Source organism: Flavobacterium sp. WC2409, from assembly GCF_041200085.1.
GTDB lineage: Bacteria > Bacteroidota > Bacteroidia > Flavobacteriales > Flavobacteriaceae > Flavobacterium.
In genome coordinates this window covers 1,326,402-1,341,878 of sequence record NZ_CP165625.1, presented here as the reverse complement: position 1 = coordinate 1,341,878, position 15,477 = coordinate 1,326,402, and the positions used below count along the sequence as shown (strand labels likewise).

General features: G+C 33.9%; 13 protein-coding genes. 2 read left to right on the top strand and 11 right to left on the bottom strand.

The window, feature by feature from the left end; all coding sequences use genetic code 11:
• The first annotated feature begins 21 nt into the window (after positions 1 to 21).
• Both AB3G34_RS05810 and AB3G34_RS05805 read left to right on the top strand, forming a co-directional pair.
• Positions 22 to 3,192, top strand: a complete 3,171-nt coding sequence (locus AB3G34_RS05810; protein ID WP_369753759.1) for an efflux RND transporter permease subunit — start codon at positions 22 to 24, stop codon at positions 3,190 to 3,192.
• Positions 3,182 to 4,582 (top strand): efflux transporter outer membrane subunit, encoded by a 1,401-nt coding sequence (locus tag AB3G34_RS05805; RefSeq protein WP_369753758.1) that lies wholly within the window; start codon positions 3,182 to 3,184, stop codon positions 4,580 to 4,582. The genes AB3G34_RS05810 and AB3G34_RS05805 overlap by 11 nt, the downstream gene beginning before the upstream one ends.
• A 94-nt stretch (positions 4,583 to 4,676) precedes the next feature.
• On the opposite strand, the gene AB3G34_RS05800 is transcribed toward AB3G34_RS05805, so the two are convergent.
• The 11 genes from AB3G34_RS05800 to AB3G34_RS05750 form a co-directional block, all read right to left on the bottom strand.
• Positions 4,677 to 5,471 carry a DUF1080 domain-containing protein gene (locus AB3G34_RS05800; protein WP_369753757.1) on the bottom strand — a complete coding sequence of 265 codons (795 nt, stop codon included), beginning with the start codon at positions 5,469 to 5,471 and terminating at the stop codon, positions 4,677 to 4,679.
• A 155-nt stretch (positions 5,472 to 5,626) separates the two neighbouring features.
• Complete coding sequence (locus AB3G34_RS05795) at positions 5,627 to 6,109, bottom strand: GNAT family N-acetyltransferase (protein WP_369753756.1); 483 nt, start codon at positions 6,107 to 6,109, stop codon at positions 5,627 to 5,629.
• 4 nt (positions 6,110 to 6,113) lie between these two features.
• A complete protein-coding gene (locus AB3G34_RS05790; RefSeq protein ID WP_369753755.1) occupies positions 6,114 to 7,214 on the bottom strand; it encodes a Gfo/Idh/MocA family protein in 1,101 nt (366 codons plus the stop codon).
• 230 nt (positions 7,215 to 7,444) lie between these two features.
• Positions 7,445 to 7,717 carry a DUF4242 domain-containing protein gene (locus tag AB3G34_RS05785; RefSeq protein ID WP_367769734.1) on the bottom strand — a complete coding sequence of 91 codons (273 nt, stop codon included), beginning with the start codon at positions 7,715 to 7,717 and terminating at the stop codon, positions 7,445 to 7,447.
• A 344-nt stretch (positions 7,718 to 8,061) separates the two neighbouring features.
• Entirely contained in the window at positions 8,062 to 8,697 is a 636-nt protein-coding gene (locus AB3G34_RS05780) for an NAD(P)H-dependent oxidoreductase (protein WP_367752942.1), read from the bottom strand.
• Positions 8,698 to 8,758: 61 nt separating this feature from the next.
• The gene (locus AB3G34_RS05775) at positions 8,759 to 9,181 is read right to left on the bottom strand and encodes an organic hydroperoxide resistance protein (protein ID WP_367769731.1); all 423 of its coding nucleotides are present in this window, start codon (positions 9,179 to 9,181) and stop codon (positions 8,759 to 8,761) included.
• Between the two features lie 2 nt (positions 9,182 to 9,183).
• Entirely contained in the window at positions 9,184 to 9,603 is a 420-nt protein-coding gene (locus AB3G34_RS05770; protein WP_367769728.1) for a MarR family winged helix-turn-helix transcriptional regulator, read from the bottom strand.
• A gap of 277 nt (positions 9,604 to 9,880) precedes the next feature.
• Entirely contained in the window at positions 9,881 to 11,545 is a 1,665-nt protein-coding gene (locus AB3G34_RS05765) for a serine hydrolase domain-containing protein (protein ID WP_369753754.1), read from the bottom strand.
• A 75-nt stretch (positions 11,546 to 11,620) separates the two neighbouring features.
• Positions 11,621 to 12,430, bottom strand: a complete 810-nt coding sequence (locus AB3G34_RS05760; RefSeq protein WP_369753753.1) for a helix-turn-helix domain-containing protein — start codon at positions 12,428 to 12,430, stop codon at positions 11,621 to 11,623.
• A gap of 185 nt (positions 12,431 to 12,615) precedes the next feature.
• A complete protein-coding gene (locus AB3G34_RS05755; RefSeq protein WP_369753752.1) occupies positions 12,616 to 13,461 on the bottom strand; it encodes a transglutaminase family protein in 846 nt (281 codons plus the stop codon).
• Between the two features lie 377 nt (positions 13,462 to 13,838).
• Positions 13,839 to 15,398, bottom strand: coding sequence for a serine hydrolase (locus AB3G34_RS05750; protein WP_369753751.1), 1,560 nt, complete (start codon positions 15,396 to 15,398; stop codon positions 13,839 to 13,841).
• Between the last annotated feature and the right edge of the window lie 79 nt (positions 15,399 to 15,477).

Sequence of the window (15,477 nt, the reverse complement as noted above, 5' to 3'; positions counted from 1 at the left end):
CTATTGAATAAATAACAAAATATGTTTTCAAAATTCATTGACAGACCGGTATTGTCAACAGTGATATCTATTATCATCGTAATTTTGGGGGTTTTAGGGTTAATCTCGCTTCCAGTTTCACAATATCCAGAAATAGCACCACCTACTGTAACTGTAGCGGCAAATTATCAAGGAGCAAGTGCCGAAGTTGTAATGAACTCGGTAGTAATTCCTTTAGAAGAACAAATTAATGGTGTTGAAGACATGACTTACATGACTTCAACATCAAATAATGATGGTTCAGCATCTATTAGTATCTATTTTAAATTAGGTACTAATCCTGATTTGGCAGCGGTGAATGTGCAAAATCGTGTATCACGTGCAACGTCACTACTACCCCAAGAAGTTACTCGAGCGGGTGTTACAACATCAAAAAGACAAAGTGATAATATTTTGATTTTCTCACTTTATAGTGAAAATCCTGATTATGATGATACATTTCTTCAAAATTACGCCAACATTAATATTTTACCTAAAATTAAACGTGTAGCGGGAGTTGGAGAAGCTATGATTTTTGGTCAAAAAGACTACTCTATGCGTATTTGGTTAAAACCTGACGTTATGGGGGCTTACGGTCTAGTACCATCGGATATTACGGCGCTATTAGCGGAACAAAATATTGAAGCCGCTCCAGGACAATTGGGTGAAAATAGCGACCAATCTTTTCAATATACCTTAAAATACAAAGGACGTTTACAAAATATAAAAGAATTTGAAGAAATTATTGTTCGTTCAACTGAAAATGGAGAAATCCTTAAATTAGGTGATGTAGCAAGAATTGAATTGGGTGCTGTTAATTATGCGAGTGATGCCTATACAAACGGCAATAAATCAATAGCTATTGCCATTGCACAAACCGCAGGGTCTAATGCTCAAGAAGTAATTGAAGGGTCATTAAAAGTACTGAATCAAGCCGAACTGAATTTTCCAAAAGGAGTAAAATATGCTACATTAATTAATGCCAATGATTTCCTAGATGAGTCAATCACAAAAGTGATTCATACACTAATTGAGGCATTTTTACTAGTATTTATTGTCGTTTTTATCTTTTTACAAGATTGGAGATCGACTCTTATTCCTGCGATTTCCGTACCAGTAGCTATTTTAGGAACGTTCTTTTTCCTTAATTTATTTGGCTTTACCATTAACTTATTAACGTTATTTGCCTTAGTACTTGCGGTCGGAATTGTAGTGGATGATGCTATTGTAGTGGTGGAAGCCGTGCATGCCAAAATGGAAGCGGGTGAGCACAATCCTAAAAAAGCAGCTCACAGCGCCATGCAAGATATTAGTAGTGCAATTATATCCATTACACTGGTAATGTCGGCTGTATTTATTCCTGTTTCTTTTATTAGTGGTTCTGCTGGAGTTTTCTACAAACAGTTTGGATTAACGCTAGCGGTTTCAATTGTATTGTCAGCTATTAACGCACTAACACTTTCTCCTGCATTATGTGCTATTTTCTTAAAAGAACACGATAAAAGTGCAAAGAAAAAAGGTTTCATGGAACGTTTTTATACCGCATTTAACGCTGGATTTGAAACGACGACAGCTAAATACAAAAGATCTGTAGAGTTTTTTATAAAACGCAAATGGTTGGCTTTTTTAGGAATTGCTGTTTTTGCCGGAATTTTAATCTTATTATTAAATATCACACCAAAGGCTTTTGTCCCTGGTGAGGATACAGGAGCTATTCTTTCTGATGTTTCTCTTCCACCGGGTACTTCTTTACAAAGAACAGAAGAAGTGTTATTACAAATTGAAAATAAAGTAAAAGATATTCCTGAAATAAAAGAGGTACTTAGAATCTCTGGTCGAAGTTTAATCAGTGGTACGGGAAGCAACTACGGAATGGTAATTGTAAAATTGAAACCATGGGCGGAACGTAAAGATGCTAATCAAGAAATAACTGCAGTTGTTGCGGAATTATTTAAGCGAACAGCTGCCGTAAAAGATGCGAAAGTACTCTATTTTGCTCGTCCGACACTTGTTGGTTTTGGTTTTACCAATGGATTTGAATTTCAACTACAAGATCAAAAAGGAGGATCTATACAAGAGTTAAGCGAAGTAAACAATAAATTTTTGGCAGCATTAAACAGTCGACCAGAAATTAAATATGCAGCTACCTCATTTTCTCCAAATTACCCGCAATACCGAATTGATTTAAATGTTCCGCTTATAAAAAAATCGGGGCTTACAGTCACTGATGTTTTAGGAACAATGCAAGGGTATTATGGTGGTGTATATGCTTCTAATTTCAACAAGTTTGGAAAACAATACCGAGTAGTATACCAATCAGATCCCGAATTCAGAAACAATCCTGAATCGCTAAACAAAGTTTTAGTTAGAAATAGTAGTGGACAAATGGCTCCTATTTCACAATTTGTGACTTTAGTAAAAGTGTTTGGACCTCAAGCTATAGACCGTTTCAATTTATTTACTTCTGTTAAAGTAACTGGAGCGCCAAATGATGGTTTCAGTACTGGTGATGCTATTAAAGCAGTTGAAGAAGTAGCTAGTCAAAACCTACCTGTTGGATATGGTTATGAATTTTCAGGAATGACGCGTGAAGAAATTAGTGCAGGTGGACAAACCTTGTATATTTTCATGCTGTGTCTAATCTTTGTTTACTTCTTACTTGCCGCTCAATATGAGAGTTATATGTTGCCATTTGCAGTATTAATATCACTACCGATTGGTTTAGCAGGTGCTTACTTATTTGCTTATTTATTCAATGTAAGTAATAACATCTACTTGCAAATTACGCTCATCATGCTTATTGGATTGCTCGCTAAGAACGCCATTTTGATAGTAGAGTTTTCGGTTGATTCAAGAAGAAAAGGAATGACTATTGCTCAAGCAGCAATTCATGGCGCTGTTGCTCGTTTACGACCTATTTTAATGACATCATTTGCATTTATCTTTGGACTAATGCCACTTATGTTAGCTAAAGGAGCTGGAGCCGTAGGAAATAATGCTATTGGAACTGGAGCAATTGGAGGAATGTTAATAGGAACTATTTTTGGAGTATTTGTGATACCAGTATTGTTTATCGTTTTCCAAACATTACAGGAAAAAATTTCTACAAAACCGCTTCCTATAGAGAATCAGGGAACAGATGTTGCACTTTTAGATGAAAAAAATGAAAAATAATATATATAGAATCGCACTCTTAGGAGTGACGGCAGCACTAATGCAATCGTGTTTTGTTGCTAAAGATTACAAACGTCCAGAATTGAAAACAGAAAACTTGTATAGAAATGAAGTGGTGTCTACAGACACTGCTTCACTAGCGAATGTTTCTTGGGATAAAATTTTTACTGATCCTCTTTTGCAGGGTTATATTAAAAAAGGGTTAGAAAACAATTTAAACATTCGGATTGCCTTGCAAAATCTTGCTGCCGCACAAGCTACAATGAAGCAAGGACAAGCAGGTTACTTCCCTACTCTATCTGCTGGGACAGATTGGACACACAACAAAATTTCTAAAAACAGTCAGAATGGATCTTTCTTAACAGATTTAAATACCGATCAATACCAATTGACTGGAAATCTATCCTGGGAAGCTGATATTTGGGGAAAAATAAGAAGTAATAAAAGAGCAACTAATGCTGTCTACTTACAAACAACGGCAGCCAATCAAGCCATAAAAACGCAATTAATTGCTGATATAGCTTCTACTTATTACCAACTGCTTTCAGTTGATGCACAGATAAAAGTGGCTGAAGAAACTTTAATCAATAGAAACAAAAGTATCGAAACCATTTTAGCATTGAAAAAATCGGGGAATGTAACAGAAGTGGGGGTAAAACAAACAGAAGCTCAAAAATATACGACCGAAATTATTATTGCTGATTTAAAAAATAGCATCATTATTTTAGAAAATACAATGAGCGCACTTTTAGGAGAAGCTTCGGGTAAAATTGAACGATCTACTTTTGAATCTCAAAAAATGCAACCTAGCATTACTACTGGTGTTCCTGCTAATTTATTGAGAAATAGACCTGATGTTATTGCTGCTGAGTACAACTTGATTAGTAATTTTGAGTTGACCAATGTGGCCAAAAGCGGTTTTTATCCTTCCTTAAAAATTACTGCTATAGGCGGACTTCAAAGTATCGATTTAAAAGAATGGTTCAGTGCCAATTCTATCTTTGCCAATATTGTAACGGGATTAACCCAACCTATTTTCAATCAAAGACAAGTTAGAACTAAGTTTGAAATAGCTAAAGCCAATCAGGAAAAAGCCTATTTGCAATTTGAACAATCCCTACTTACGGCTGGTAAAGAAGTTTCGGATGCACTGGCACAGTACAACAATGAAACTTATAAAATTACGGTTCGTGAGAAACAAGCGGATGCATTAACAAAAGCGGCCACTTTCTCTGATGAATTATTGACCTATGGTTTGGCCAATTATTTAGAAGTATTAACCTCTAAAAATGATGCTTTAAATGCTAAATTAAGTTTAGTAGATAATAAGTTCCAACAATATAAAGCTGTAATTCAATTGTACAAAGCCCTTGGAGGCGGATGGCAATAATAGAATTTCTAAAATACAATGTTTACTAATTCCGAAAAAGCCACTAAGTACTGTACTTAGTGGCTTTTTTATATGCTTTTATAAAATTGAGTTTTTACAATTTTCTAAGCCAGATATTTCTAAACTGTGTTTTACAACCGTGTTCTTGTAACGAAATCACATCATCTCCATGAGAAGAAGGATAATTATGCAAACCAGAATACAATGTTAAACCATTTATGGTTGTATTGTTTTGTACCAAAACCCCATTGTGAAAAACAGTAATTCTTGCTGGTGCATCAATGAGACCATTCGCTTTAAAGCGAGGTGCTGTATAAACTACATCATAGGTATTCCATTCCAAAGGTGTTTTCATTGCATTTACTAATGGTGGGTGATCTTTATAAATACTTCCCGCTTGTCCATTACTATAGGTTCTGTTGTTATACGAATCTAATACTTGTAGTTCATATCTATTTTGGAAAAACACACCGCTATTTCCTCTCCATTGTCCTCCATCAATCACAACATCAGGGGCACTCCATTCAATATGCAATTGACAATCGCCAAACTGCATTTTAGTTTGAATTCCTCCAGCATCAGGAACTACTTCCATATAATCGTTGTTCACGATTTTCCAGGCCGCAGGTTTGGTAACGTCTTTTTGACTTACCCATTGATCCATATTTTTACCGTCAAATAATATAATCGCGTCAGAAGGCGCATCTCCTAACTTTTTTGCAGGTGTAATTACACTAACTTGCGGCTCCCAAATTTCGGTCATTTCTGGTTTCATTGGCATAGGAGATACTTCTGGTGGCGTATTAATCACCGTATGTTGTGCCATTGCAATTGTAGTTGAAAATAAAACAACTAATAATAAATAACTGCTAACTTTTTTAAATTTCATAACTGACTAAATTAATTTTATTGGACAAAGTATAAATTTATAATAAAATAGCTATCTTTTTGCATCATAACTAAAAAAAAAATAAGCTTTAATTATTATGTTGTTAAAAATAACCGAATTCTAGCAATCTATTTAATCCTGTTATTTGATTCTTTTTAATTTGTCAAAATCCAATCTGCAAGGATCAACTCCATTTTATAATCGGCGGTTTGATACATTAAATCCGTTAAAGGAATTTCTTTAAAACCTAAGCTTTTATAAAGTGCAATGGCGCTCAACAATTTAGTATTGGTTTCCAAAATAATGGCTTCAGCATTACTCTTTTTGCAAATATCAAGACAATGTACCATCAGTTTTCGTCCAATCCCTAATCCTTGATAGTCTGAATTAACTCCTAATTTTAGTATCTCAAAATTATTTTTCCCTTCTTTTACTATCGAAATAGTTCCCACAATAGTATTGTCATAATGAGCCAGAAAAATTGAACCACCTTTATCTAGAATTTCTTCTTTTGGAAAGTCAAGCATCGGCATATCTGCGGGTTCTAATAAACCATATTTCTCTAACCATTCTATAGAAAGTCTTTTATATTCTTTATGGTATTTGGGTTCGTAAGTAGCAATTTGTAATTCTTTCATTATTTTATTTTATTTCAATCGTACGGTTTGTTTTGCTGCTTTTTATAGCAGCATCAAGGATTTCCATAACAATCATATTATTTTCCAAAGAAGAAAGGTCGTAAGGCTTTAAAGTAATTTCATCTCGTATCACCGCTGCAAAAAAAGCAAATGGATCATTATAAGGAGCTTGAAGTGCGGTAGCTTTATGCCCATCTTCAGTAAAACCGTCATACCCTTCTGCCATTCTTACTCGTATGTCATTTTTATTATCGGCATAAATAGCTCCAGTTAAGCCGTAAATTTCCATATCCTTTCTTCCTATTGGCCAGTTCCACGAACCTTGAATCGTAGCATTTGCAGTATCATAAGTCAATACTATAGTAGATTCATCATCTACTTTTGGATTGTTTTCTTTTTGTAATTGTTGCGTAATGGCTGTAACCGTTTTGGGTTTCTTACCTTCCATTAACCAAGTCATTAAATTAACTCCATAACAACCAAAATCAGTTATAGCCCCTCCTCCATTCAGTACAGGATCCGTTAACCAATCTAAAAACTCCGAATTCACTCCAATTTTTTTAGGTCCTCTGTGTCCATCATGCACCACCACTTTACGTAAGTCTCCAATTTTTCCTGCCTTCACTAAATCATAGGATTCCTTATTTGACGGATACCAAGTGGTCTCATAATTCGTCAATAATTTAATCTTGTATTTCTTTGCAAGAACCTCCATTTTTTTGGCATCCTCCAAACTTACTGCCAATGGTTTTTCTACCATTACATGAATGCCTTTTGGTGCACAAGTGGCTACAACGCCTAAATGCTCATAAATACTTCCAAAAGCGGTAACTGCCTCTGGATGTTTTTTAGCAATCATTTCATCCATCGTATTATAAACTAAATCCATGGAGAAATGATATTGATCAGCATAACGTTGCGCTAACTCTCGATTCGTTTCCACAATACCCACAATATCAATATCTCCCCGGTCTTTAATCCCTAAAATTCCATGAACATGAGTGTGTGTAAGACCAATAATTCCTACTTTAAGTACTTTTTGTTGTGCAATGCAATTTATGGTTAGAATGGCTATAAAGACAGTGAAAATATTTTTAACTTTCATATATGGATGTTTTATTTTTATTATCTGTACTAATTTTCACTTACGAATTTAAAAAAATAAACTAGATAACGTTAAATGCCTTTCATTGAATTTCCTTTTTCTTTTTTATAAATGACAATCCATTTTTAGAAACAAAGGATTTGAAGCAGTTATTTGCCTACTCCAAGCACAAAAAAACTACACCTTACCTAAAAGTGTAGCTTCCATTTTTTTGAAATAAATAGGATATTTTATTGTGCGGTATTTGGATTTATTTCGGCAAATACTTCACTAACTGCATTAGCTGGAAAACCACCTAGTTTAGCATGTTCACGCACCATATCTTCATTAGGCGCAGTGTATACACAATAAATTTTATCTTTTGCTACAAAGCTATTGTGCCATTTTATTTCGGAACCCATTTTATCCAACACATTACAAGAGGTTTGCGAGATATCTTTTAGTTGTTGTGGGGTAAGTTTACCAGCTCCAGGAATTTCTCTTTCAATTACATATTTTGGCATCGTCTTTATTTTTGTGACACTAAATTAAATTCAGTACCAAGCCGTTTTTTAAAATGGTATCTGCTTCCATTATTCATTTGCATCTTAAAGTTAATAAAAATATTTATGAAAATATCACAAGCACTTAATTATCATCTATTTAAATATTTTTTTGTAGTGAAATAATAAAACATTGTTTGTGTTTTTTATAGATTACAATTAAAAAAAGGAACACAAATTGATTTTAAAACTCTTACTAAAAACGCAAAAAACCTAGAACAAAACTGGGTTTTGGTCTAGGTTTTAATTGAATAATTTACTTTTCTAAATTTAGAATCTAAGCTGGAATATTCTAACTGAACTATTTATTTCAACTCTATTACAAATTCTTCTTTAGGGGTTCTTACTTTTTTCATGGGAGCAATCCAGTCGTTAGGTGTGTCAGCATAACCTACATACATCAAAGAAACACTTTTTAATCCTCTTTTGTCTAATTCTAAGATTTCATCAACTACAGTGTTGTTAAAACCTTCGACTGGTGTACTATCTACTTTTAGTTCAGCGGCTTGCGCCAAAGAAAGACCAAGTGCAATATACGTTTGTCTGGCGATATGAGCAAAATTCTCTTCGGCAGATTGTGCTAGGTAGATTTTCTTCAACATATCAGTATAGCTATCAAAACGCCCTCTTGGTAATCCACGAACATCAGTTGTATGATTATAAACTTTATCAATTCGTTCAGCAGTATAACGATCCCATCCAGCAAAAACGACCACATGAGAACAATCTCTCATACATTCTGGATTCAAAGCTCCTTTTACTAATTTTTCTTTTAATTCTTGATTTTCAACAACAATCACTTGGAATGCTTGTAATCCTGACGAAGTTGGCGCTAAACGTGCCGCTTCTACAATTTTATCAATGTCTGCTGCACTTACTTTTTTGGTTGGATCATATGCTTTTACGGCATGTCTCCAGTTTAAATTTTCTAATAGTGTCATTTTTTTTTATTGTATTTATAGGTAATATGTGATGGAAATTAGTACGAAACTTATTGTCAATTTAATTGTTTGAAACAGTCAACTTCACTAGCATATTACCTCTAGTTGCATTAGAATAGGGACAAACTTGATGTGCTTTTTCAATTAATGATTGTGCTTCATCCATGGATACTCCAGGAATATTAGCATGCAGTTCCGCTTCTAATCCAAAACCACCATTTTCAATTTGTCCAATACTTACTTGGGCAGTTACCGAAGTTTCACCTGTTTGTATTTTTTCTTTTTTTATGATCAAGTTGAGTGCACTATCAAAACAAGCTGAATAACCCGCTGCAAAAAGCATTTCCGGATTTGCATATTCATCATTTGCTCCACCTAAAGATTTGGGATATCTCACTTCTAAATCGATAATTCCATTTTCACTTTTAACTTGTCCATTTCTACCACCAGTTGCGGTAGCATTAATTGTATAAATTGCTTTCATTTTTATTTCTTTAATATCTTAGTTATTATATTTTTTAAGCTTAACAAATCTTCTGCTGAAACATTCATAGATTCCATTAATTGACCCGGAATACAGGATGCTTTTTCTTTTAATGCTAGTCCTTTTTCGGTTAGTGAAATATTAACCAATCGTTCATCAACCGTACTTCTAATTCTTGAAACAAATTCTTTTTGCTCCATTCTTTTTAGCAAAGGGGTTAACGTACCACTATCTAGTTTTAATTTTTCTCCAAGTTGATTTACAGTCTGTTCTTTGTATTCCCAAAGTACAAGCATCACCAAATATTGCGGATAAGTAAGTTGTAACTCTTCTAACAAAGGACGATATTGATTTATAATTTCCTTTGCAAATACGTACACAGGAAAACAAACTTGCTCGCTAATATTTAATTGGTCTTTCATCTTTACTTTTTGATGGTACAAATATAGTTCACAATTAAATTGTGTACAATTTAATTGTGAAAGATTATTATTATTTTAACAACTGTTACAATATGAAAATCTATTATCCATTTCATTTATTGTTGGCTTTTATTAGACAACAATACTTAATACAACATATTGAAGTACTCCTACTCCATATATTTCAAACTTAAACGACTTTATGATAAACAAAAAACCTAGAACAAAAATGGTTTTCATTCTAGGTATATTCTTTTTTACAATTTCATTATTTCTTTTATTTAATTATCGCTGGCAAAATATAATCTTTTACAATTGTATCTGCTTGCGCATGTGCATAGGGTTTATTATATGCTTTGGAAGTGATAATAATAGTAATGGGAAGGTCTTTAAACATAATAAATTCATTGCCTCCATTTCCTGCACAATAATAGGTTTCATAATTTTCACCTTTATAGAAAACCGATTTGTTCCAGAACAAATAACTGTAAAACTGATTGTCTCTTTCGGGAATTTGAATTTGGTGTGTGAACGTTTTTTCTACCCACTCTTTTGGTAGTATTTGTTTTCCATTCCATACGCCTTTGTTTTTATATAATTGAGCATATTTAGCATAATCCAAAGACCTCATTTGCAAACTTCCTGCCGTATTTACTACTTTTTGTGGCGTATATTGCCATTGGTAATTTGTAATATTCAAAGGTTCAAACAGTTTTTCACTGGCATATTTTTCTAATCCTCCGATAATTTTTTTGTCTAAAATGTCACCTAATACGACACCTCCGGCTGTAAAATAATCCCATTTCCCTCCATTTATTTTCGAATGATCCATAGGCAAGTCTAAGGTAAATTTTACCCAATTAGCTGTAGGATACATATTCTCCTCATTTCCTGGCGAATTACCGTCTGCATCTGAGCCATTAAGTGCGGAACTCATGGTCAATAAATCCTTTATCTTGATACTGTCTTTCATTGGTTCATAATTATCAAATTGCTTTAAATCATAGAAAGAATTCAATGTTTCATTTTCATTTTTAATGTATCCATCACGAATCGCCATACCCATTAAAGTGGATGTAAATGACTTTCCTGCGGATCTCGTGTCGTGCAATGTATTTCTATCGGCATCATTAAAGTATTCTTCCAGCATTAGTTTTCCCTCTCTAATAACTACAATACTGGTGATTTCTTTCAAATTGTACTTGGCAATTTCCGAATTGAGCATTTCAATTTTGGCTTTGTCAAAAGGCAATTTGGAAATCTCCCAACCGCTATTGGGTTGAATGGCTTGAATCGCCATTTGTTCGGCCGTTATTTTAGGTGTTTTAATTACAAGTTGTACTTGGCCTGCAGCAATTAAATCGCCAACTATTGCGTCGCTACCCTCTTCCCTTTTCACATAGGGTCTAATCTCGATTTTGAGTTGGTGTTTGCCTTCAGTCAATGCTTTTTCTCCACCCTTAGTTTTAAATCGATCCCAAAGATACATCGCCCACCAATCTTCGCCTTTAGAACTCGTCAATGGCACTCTGAAAGTGGTAGACGCATTTTTAGTACCGCCAGATCCAAAACTGCATCCATGATGAATGTTTTCTTTGTAAATCAATTGTCCATCAATGTAAAATGAAAATTGAAGATTTCCTACATTTAGTAATTCTTCAATTGGTAAATCGGGAGCCAATTGATGCAGATAATTGGTAACCGAATTATTCATGAAAACTCGGATATTCAAGTCTGATTTTCGAGTTAAATTAAAGGAAGTTAAGAAATCCGATTCTTTATATTGATCTAATGGAATATTCCCATTCATGAAAGTAATTTTTCCAACATTCGCTTTGTGCAAATCAGTTGTAATGCCTTCGGTGGCTACTACGTCTTTTATTTGTCCAAAACTGGTTAGAAAAACCAAGTTAACTAAAATGGTGGCAAAAAACTTTTTCATAATTGGTTACTTATTTAGGTACAAAACTATAACCCAAATGAGTTAAAAAATAGAACAGAATTAACATTGGTAAAATTAACTGAAAAGAATTTTTCTATATTCAGAAGGATTAATTCCATTGATTTCTTTAAAACAACGGGTAAAATGACTTTGATCTGCAAAGCCACAATCTAAGGCTATGGTGGTCAAACTTAATTTTTTCTGAGAGATGAGTCGCAATGATTTTTCGACTTTTAATTTTCGAATGTATTCTCCAAAACTAGAATGAAAATATTTAGAAAAGTCTCTTGATAAATGCACAGGATGAATATTAACCGTTTTTGACAAATAGTCTAAGGTAAGTGCATCTGTAAATTGTTCATTCAATATCATATTGATTTCCGAAACCCAAGTAGGCTTAATATTCGCCTTAGTTTGCTTATCAATTAACATTTTGGCTAAGGATTCTAATAATAAAGTTTGAATAGAAAGCGGACTTGTGGTATCGTCCATTTTGGTTTCTCTAAAAATTTTATACATTAAAAATTTCAAATCAGAGTTGGCAATATTGATACTCCCTTCTAGATTATTTGCATCAAATTCTAAATCTTCAAACCAATTTTTTTCTATTTCAATATGAAAACCTCTTGTAAATCCTTTGGGTTTGATATTGTAGTGTGGCTCTTGCCAATTATGAAATAGCAAACTCCCTGCGGAGCAGTTGTATATCTCCTTTTTATTTCCTTCAATCACATTTCCTTCCAAAATAAAAGTAAAATAGGCGTTTTCATGATAATGCCAGTCTACCTTCTCATGAGTATAAACGGTATCGGTCAACGTAATTCCATCTAAATGAATCGTTTTATTCGTTTGCCCATAAAATTCTCCTCTTTGTGATTGTTTCATTATTTGATTCTAATTAGCATTTCGCTTTTTGAAAATAACATATAAATTAACAACTTATTTTTGATTTTAGATTACAGTTGCTTGCTAGAATTCAATTATTTATCATTTCCACCCTAGAGAGAAATCACATAGAAAGGGTAAAGATTGTTATTTACTTATTCAAAATGACAATTAGGTATTCCTTTTTATTGAAAGGACAAACCTTTATAATTTCCGTCATATTTATAAGGTTGAAAGGATGGATCGACTACTTGGCAGTCAACAATTACGTTTGTACCATAAGCGTCACCAAAAATACTGGCAACAGCAGCATCAGCAGCATCCCTTCCGTTAGCAATTTTTACCAATCCGTTGAGTGGTGCTAATTTGGTTGAATCAAATACAATCCAGTTTCCATCTATATATACTTCCATGCAAGCATGAAAATCGGGTGGATTTAATTGATACGCATATCCTGTGAAGTATCTCGCAGGAATTGTTAATGCTCTACACAGCGCTATTCCCAAGTGTGCAAAATCACGACATACCCCTACTCTATCATTTAAAGTATCGATAGCCGAAGTTTGTGAATTTGTGCTTCCGCTGGTATAACTAATATTGTTATAAATCCATTCAGTTATAGCCACAACAGTTTCGTAAACCGAATTGTATTGCCCGAATTGATTGTATGCGAATTCCATAACTAGATCGGATTGACAGTACCTACTTGGATACAGAAATGAAGCAATATAACTGTCTAATTCCACTACATCGACGACATTGGCCGAGGCACTTTCATCTATGATTTTATAGTTCATATCTACAACTGCTGAATATGTTAAGGTAAAAGTAGTGGGTTGCTGAACCTTAAGACGAATAAACCTAGAACTACCGTCGTGGGCAGTATATTGTTCTAAATACATTGGTGGATCTACCTGAATATTTTCTTGCAAGACTTTTTGACTATAGGTATTTAAGGCTTGAATATTAAAGATGAAAGTGGTAGGACCATTTACAACATACGAAAGCGAACAGTTTACATTGAAATTCATATCAATTATTTTTTAATTTATTCGTTTTGGTAGTTATTTATGTGTCGGGAATCGCCACAACTACTTTTCCGTTTTTCTGATGATAAATGTAGGAAGAAAGTAATGGTAAGACTTATATAAATAAAGACAAATATTATATAATTGTTAGTTAGTTAAAATGTGGATTCTTAATTTCTTCAACTTGTTGTATAGAAAAATAGCATTCCAAACCTCTTTAGACTTATGTTCTATTGGTATGGGAAGGATTTTCGATAGAATTATTGGTAAAAAAACTACTATTTTAAGAGAATTGTTAGCGCAACTAGTCTGTCAAGAATTCTTTTGGAAATGATCAACAGACTTGCACTAATTAAGTTGGATTTATTCTTATTGGTTTACTAGTTTACTCTTTTTAGGTCTAAATCTTGAAAGTCAAAACTAAAGTCAATATTTGGTGAAATTCCTTTCATCTTTATCGATTGTGCTTTTCCGGTTTCGTCTGCGGTAAAAGTGGCCATCGCATCACAATTCATCGCTTGATATTCCCATTTTATGGCAAATGTATTGGCATCATAAAAAGCCAAAGGACCATTTAATTTTGGCGAACGTAAACATTTCATCCACAATTTCTTGTCTTTTAAAAATACTTCCACTTTTCCAAACCAGTTGTCCTCATAAACACCTATAAAATCTTGATTTTTGATTTTGGTGTTTTTTACAGCTTCTACTTTTTTCCAAACTTCCTTGGTTACATCATCACCTTGATTTCTACCTTCATTCATCCATCCCACCATTTTATCGGTCCACCCAAAATCGTCTAAACCTAAATAACTGTCGCTTATCGTTTGGGTAACTGCACTAAATAAACCAGCTCCACCATTCTCCGTATTGGTCAAAATAACAATTCCTAAGTTCATGTCAGGATACATCGTAATTATAGATAACATTCCTGGCAGACCGCCTGTATGAGAAACTTTAAAATTCCCTTTGCTATCCCCTAATTCAAATCCTAAACCGTAACCCGCAAAATGAGAATTATATCTTGGGTCTGGATTGGCCTGCTCTACGGTATGTATGCGCCACATTTCGTTATGATTTTTTTCAGAAAACAAAGTAGATTGCATATCAACACCATATTTTCCTTTATTCATCTGTGTCATCATCCATTTTGACAAGTCGGCTACATTTGAGTATACACCTCCCGCTGCACTTGCTGTACTAATAGCATACGATTCAATGGTTTTTATAGTCCCTGATTCTGATGAGTGCGAAACCGCTAGATTACTCTTGTCTTTCAGTAAGCTCCCCACATAAGTACGGTTCATTTCTAATGGAGTGATGATGCGCTGTTGCACAAATTGCTCATAACTCATGCCACTCTCTCTAGCGATAACTTCTCCTGCAACGATATACAATAGATTATCATAATCATATTGCGTTCTAAAGGGCGAAACCGCTTTGAAATGTTGAAAGCTAGTCACCACATCGTTCACAGTAAAGTTAGAACCATCAGGAAAAAACATTAAATCCCCAACACCCAAACCAAGGCCACTGCGGTGTGTCAACAAATCTAGGATGGTAAAATTGGCAGTAACATAATCGTTATACATTTTAAATTCGGGAATATGGTCAATCACTTTATCCGTCCATTTTAATTTGCCTTCGTCTTCTAAAATCGCCAAAGCAGCCGTTGTAAATGCTTTAGTATTAGAAGCTATTTGGAAATTAGTATTTTCATTGACCACTTGCTTAGTTAGAATAGAACTGACTCCATATCCTTTTTGATGAATAATTTTACCGTCTTTAACAATAGCGATGGCAGCACCTGCTACCTTAAACTTTTGTAATGCCTCTTGCATCAAAGAGTCAATTTTGGTTGATGACAATTGAGCAAAACTTGCGGTTGATGTCAAACAAATAAATAGTACTGCTAAAAATGATTTTGACCTTTTTTTCATATTGATTTGTGATTTAGATTTCGATAATTATAGTTTTTTAGTTTTCCAATTTTATGGTGACTATGGATTATAAATGTAG

Excerpts from the sequence above, each read along its gene's own strand:
- AB3G34_RS05810 (WP_369753759.1), top strand. The coding sequence starts at position 22 with ATGTTTTCAAAATTCATTGACAGACCGGTATTGTCAACAGTGATATCT.
- AB3G34_RS05805 (WP_369753758.1), top strand. The coding sequence starts at position 3,182 with ATGAAAAATAATATATATAGAATCGCACTCTTAGGAGTGACGGCAGCA.
- AB3G34_RS05800 (WP_369753757.1), bottom strand. The coding sequence starts at position 5,471 with ATGAAATTTAAAAAAGTTAGCAGTTATTTATTATTAGTTGTTTTATTT.
- AB3G34_RS05795 (WP_369753756.1), bottom strand. The coding sequence starts at position 6,109 with ATGAAAGAATTACAAATTGCTACTTACGAACCCAAATACCATAAAGAA.
- AB3G34_RS05790 (WP_369753755.1), bottom strand. The coding sequence starts at position 7,214 with ATGAAAGTTAAAAATATTTTCACTGTCTTTATAGCCATTCTAACCATA.
- AB3G34_RS05785 (WP_367769734.1), bottom strand. The coding sequence starts at position 7,717 with ATGCCAAAATATGTAATTGAAAGAGAAATTCCTGGAGCTGGTAAACTT.
- AB3G34_RS05780 (WP_367752942.1), bottom strand. The coding sequence starts at position 8,697 with ATGACACTATTAGAAAATTTAAACTGGAGACATGCCGTAAAAGCATAT.
- AB3G34_RS05775 (WP_367769731.1), bottom strand. The coding sequence starts at position 9,181 with ATGAAAGCAATTTATACAATTAATGCTACCGCAACTGGTGGTAGAAAT.
- AB3G34_RS05770 (WP_367769728.1), bottom strand. The coding sequence starts at position 9,603 with ATGAAAGACCAATTAAATATTAGCGAGCAAGTTTGTTTTCCTGTGTAC.
- AB3G34_RS05765 (WP_369753754.1), bottom strand. The coding sequence starts at position 11,545 with ATGAAAAAGTTTTTTGCCACCATTTTAGTTAACTTGGTTTTTCTAACC.
- AB3G34_RS05760 (WP_369753753.1), bottom strand. The coding sequence starts at position 12,430 with ATGAAACAATCACAAAGAGGAGAATTTTATGGGCAAACGAATAAAACG.
- AB3G34_RS05755 (WP_369753752.1), bottom strand. The coding sequence starts at position 13,461 with ATGAATTTCAATGTAAACTGTTCGCTTTCGTATGTTGTAAATGGTCCT.
- AB3G34_RS05750 (WP_369753751.1), bottom strand. The coding sequence starts at position 15,398 with ATGAAAAAAAGGTCAAAATCATTTTTAGCAGTACTATTTATTTGTTTG.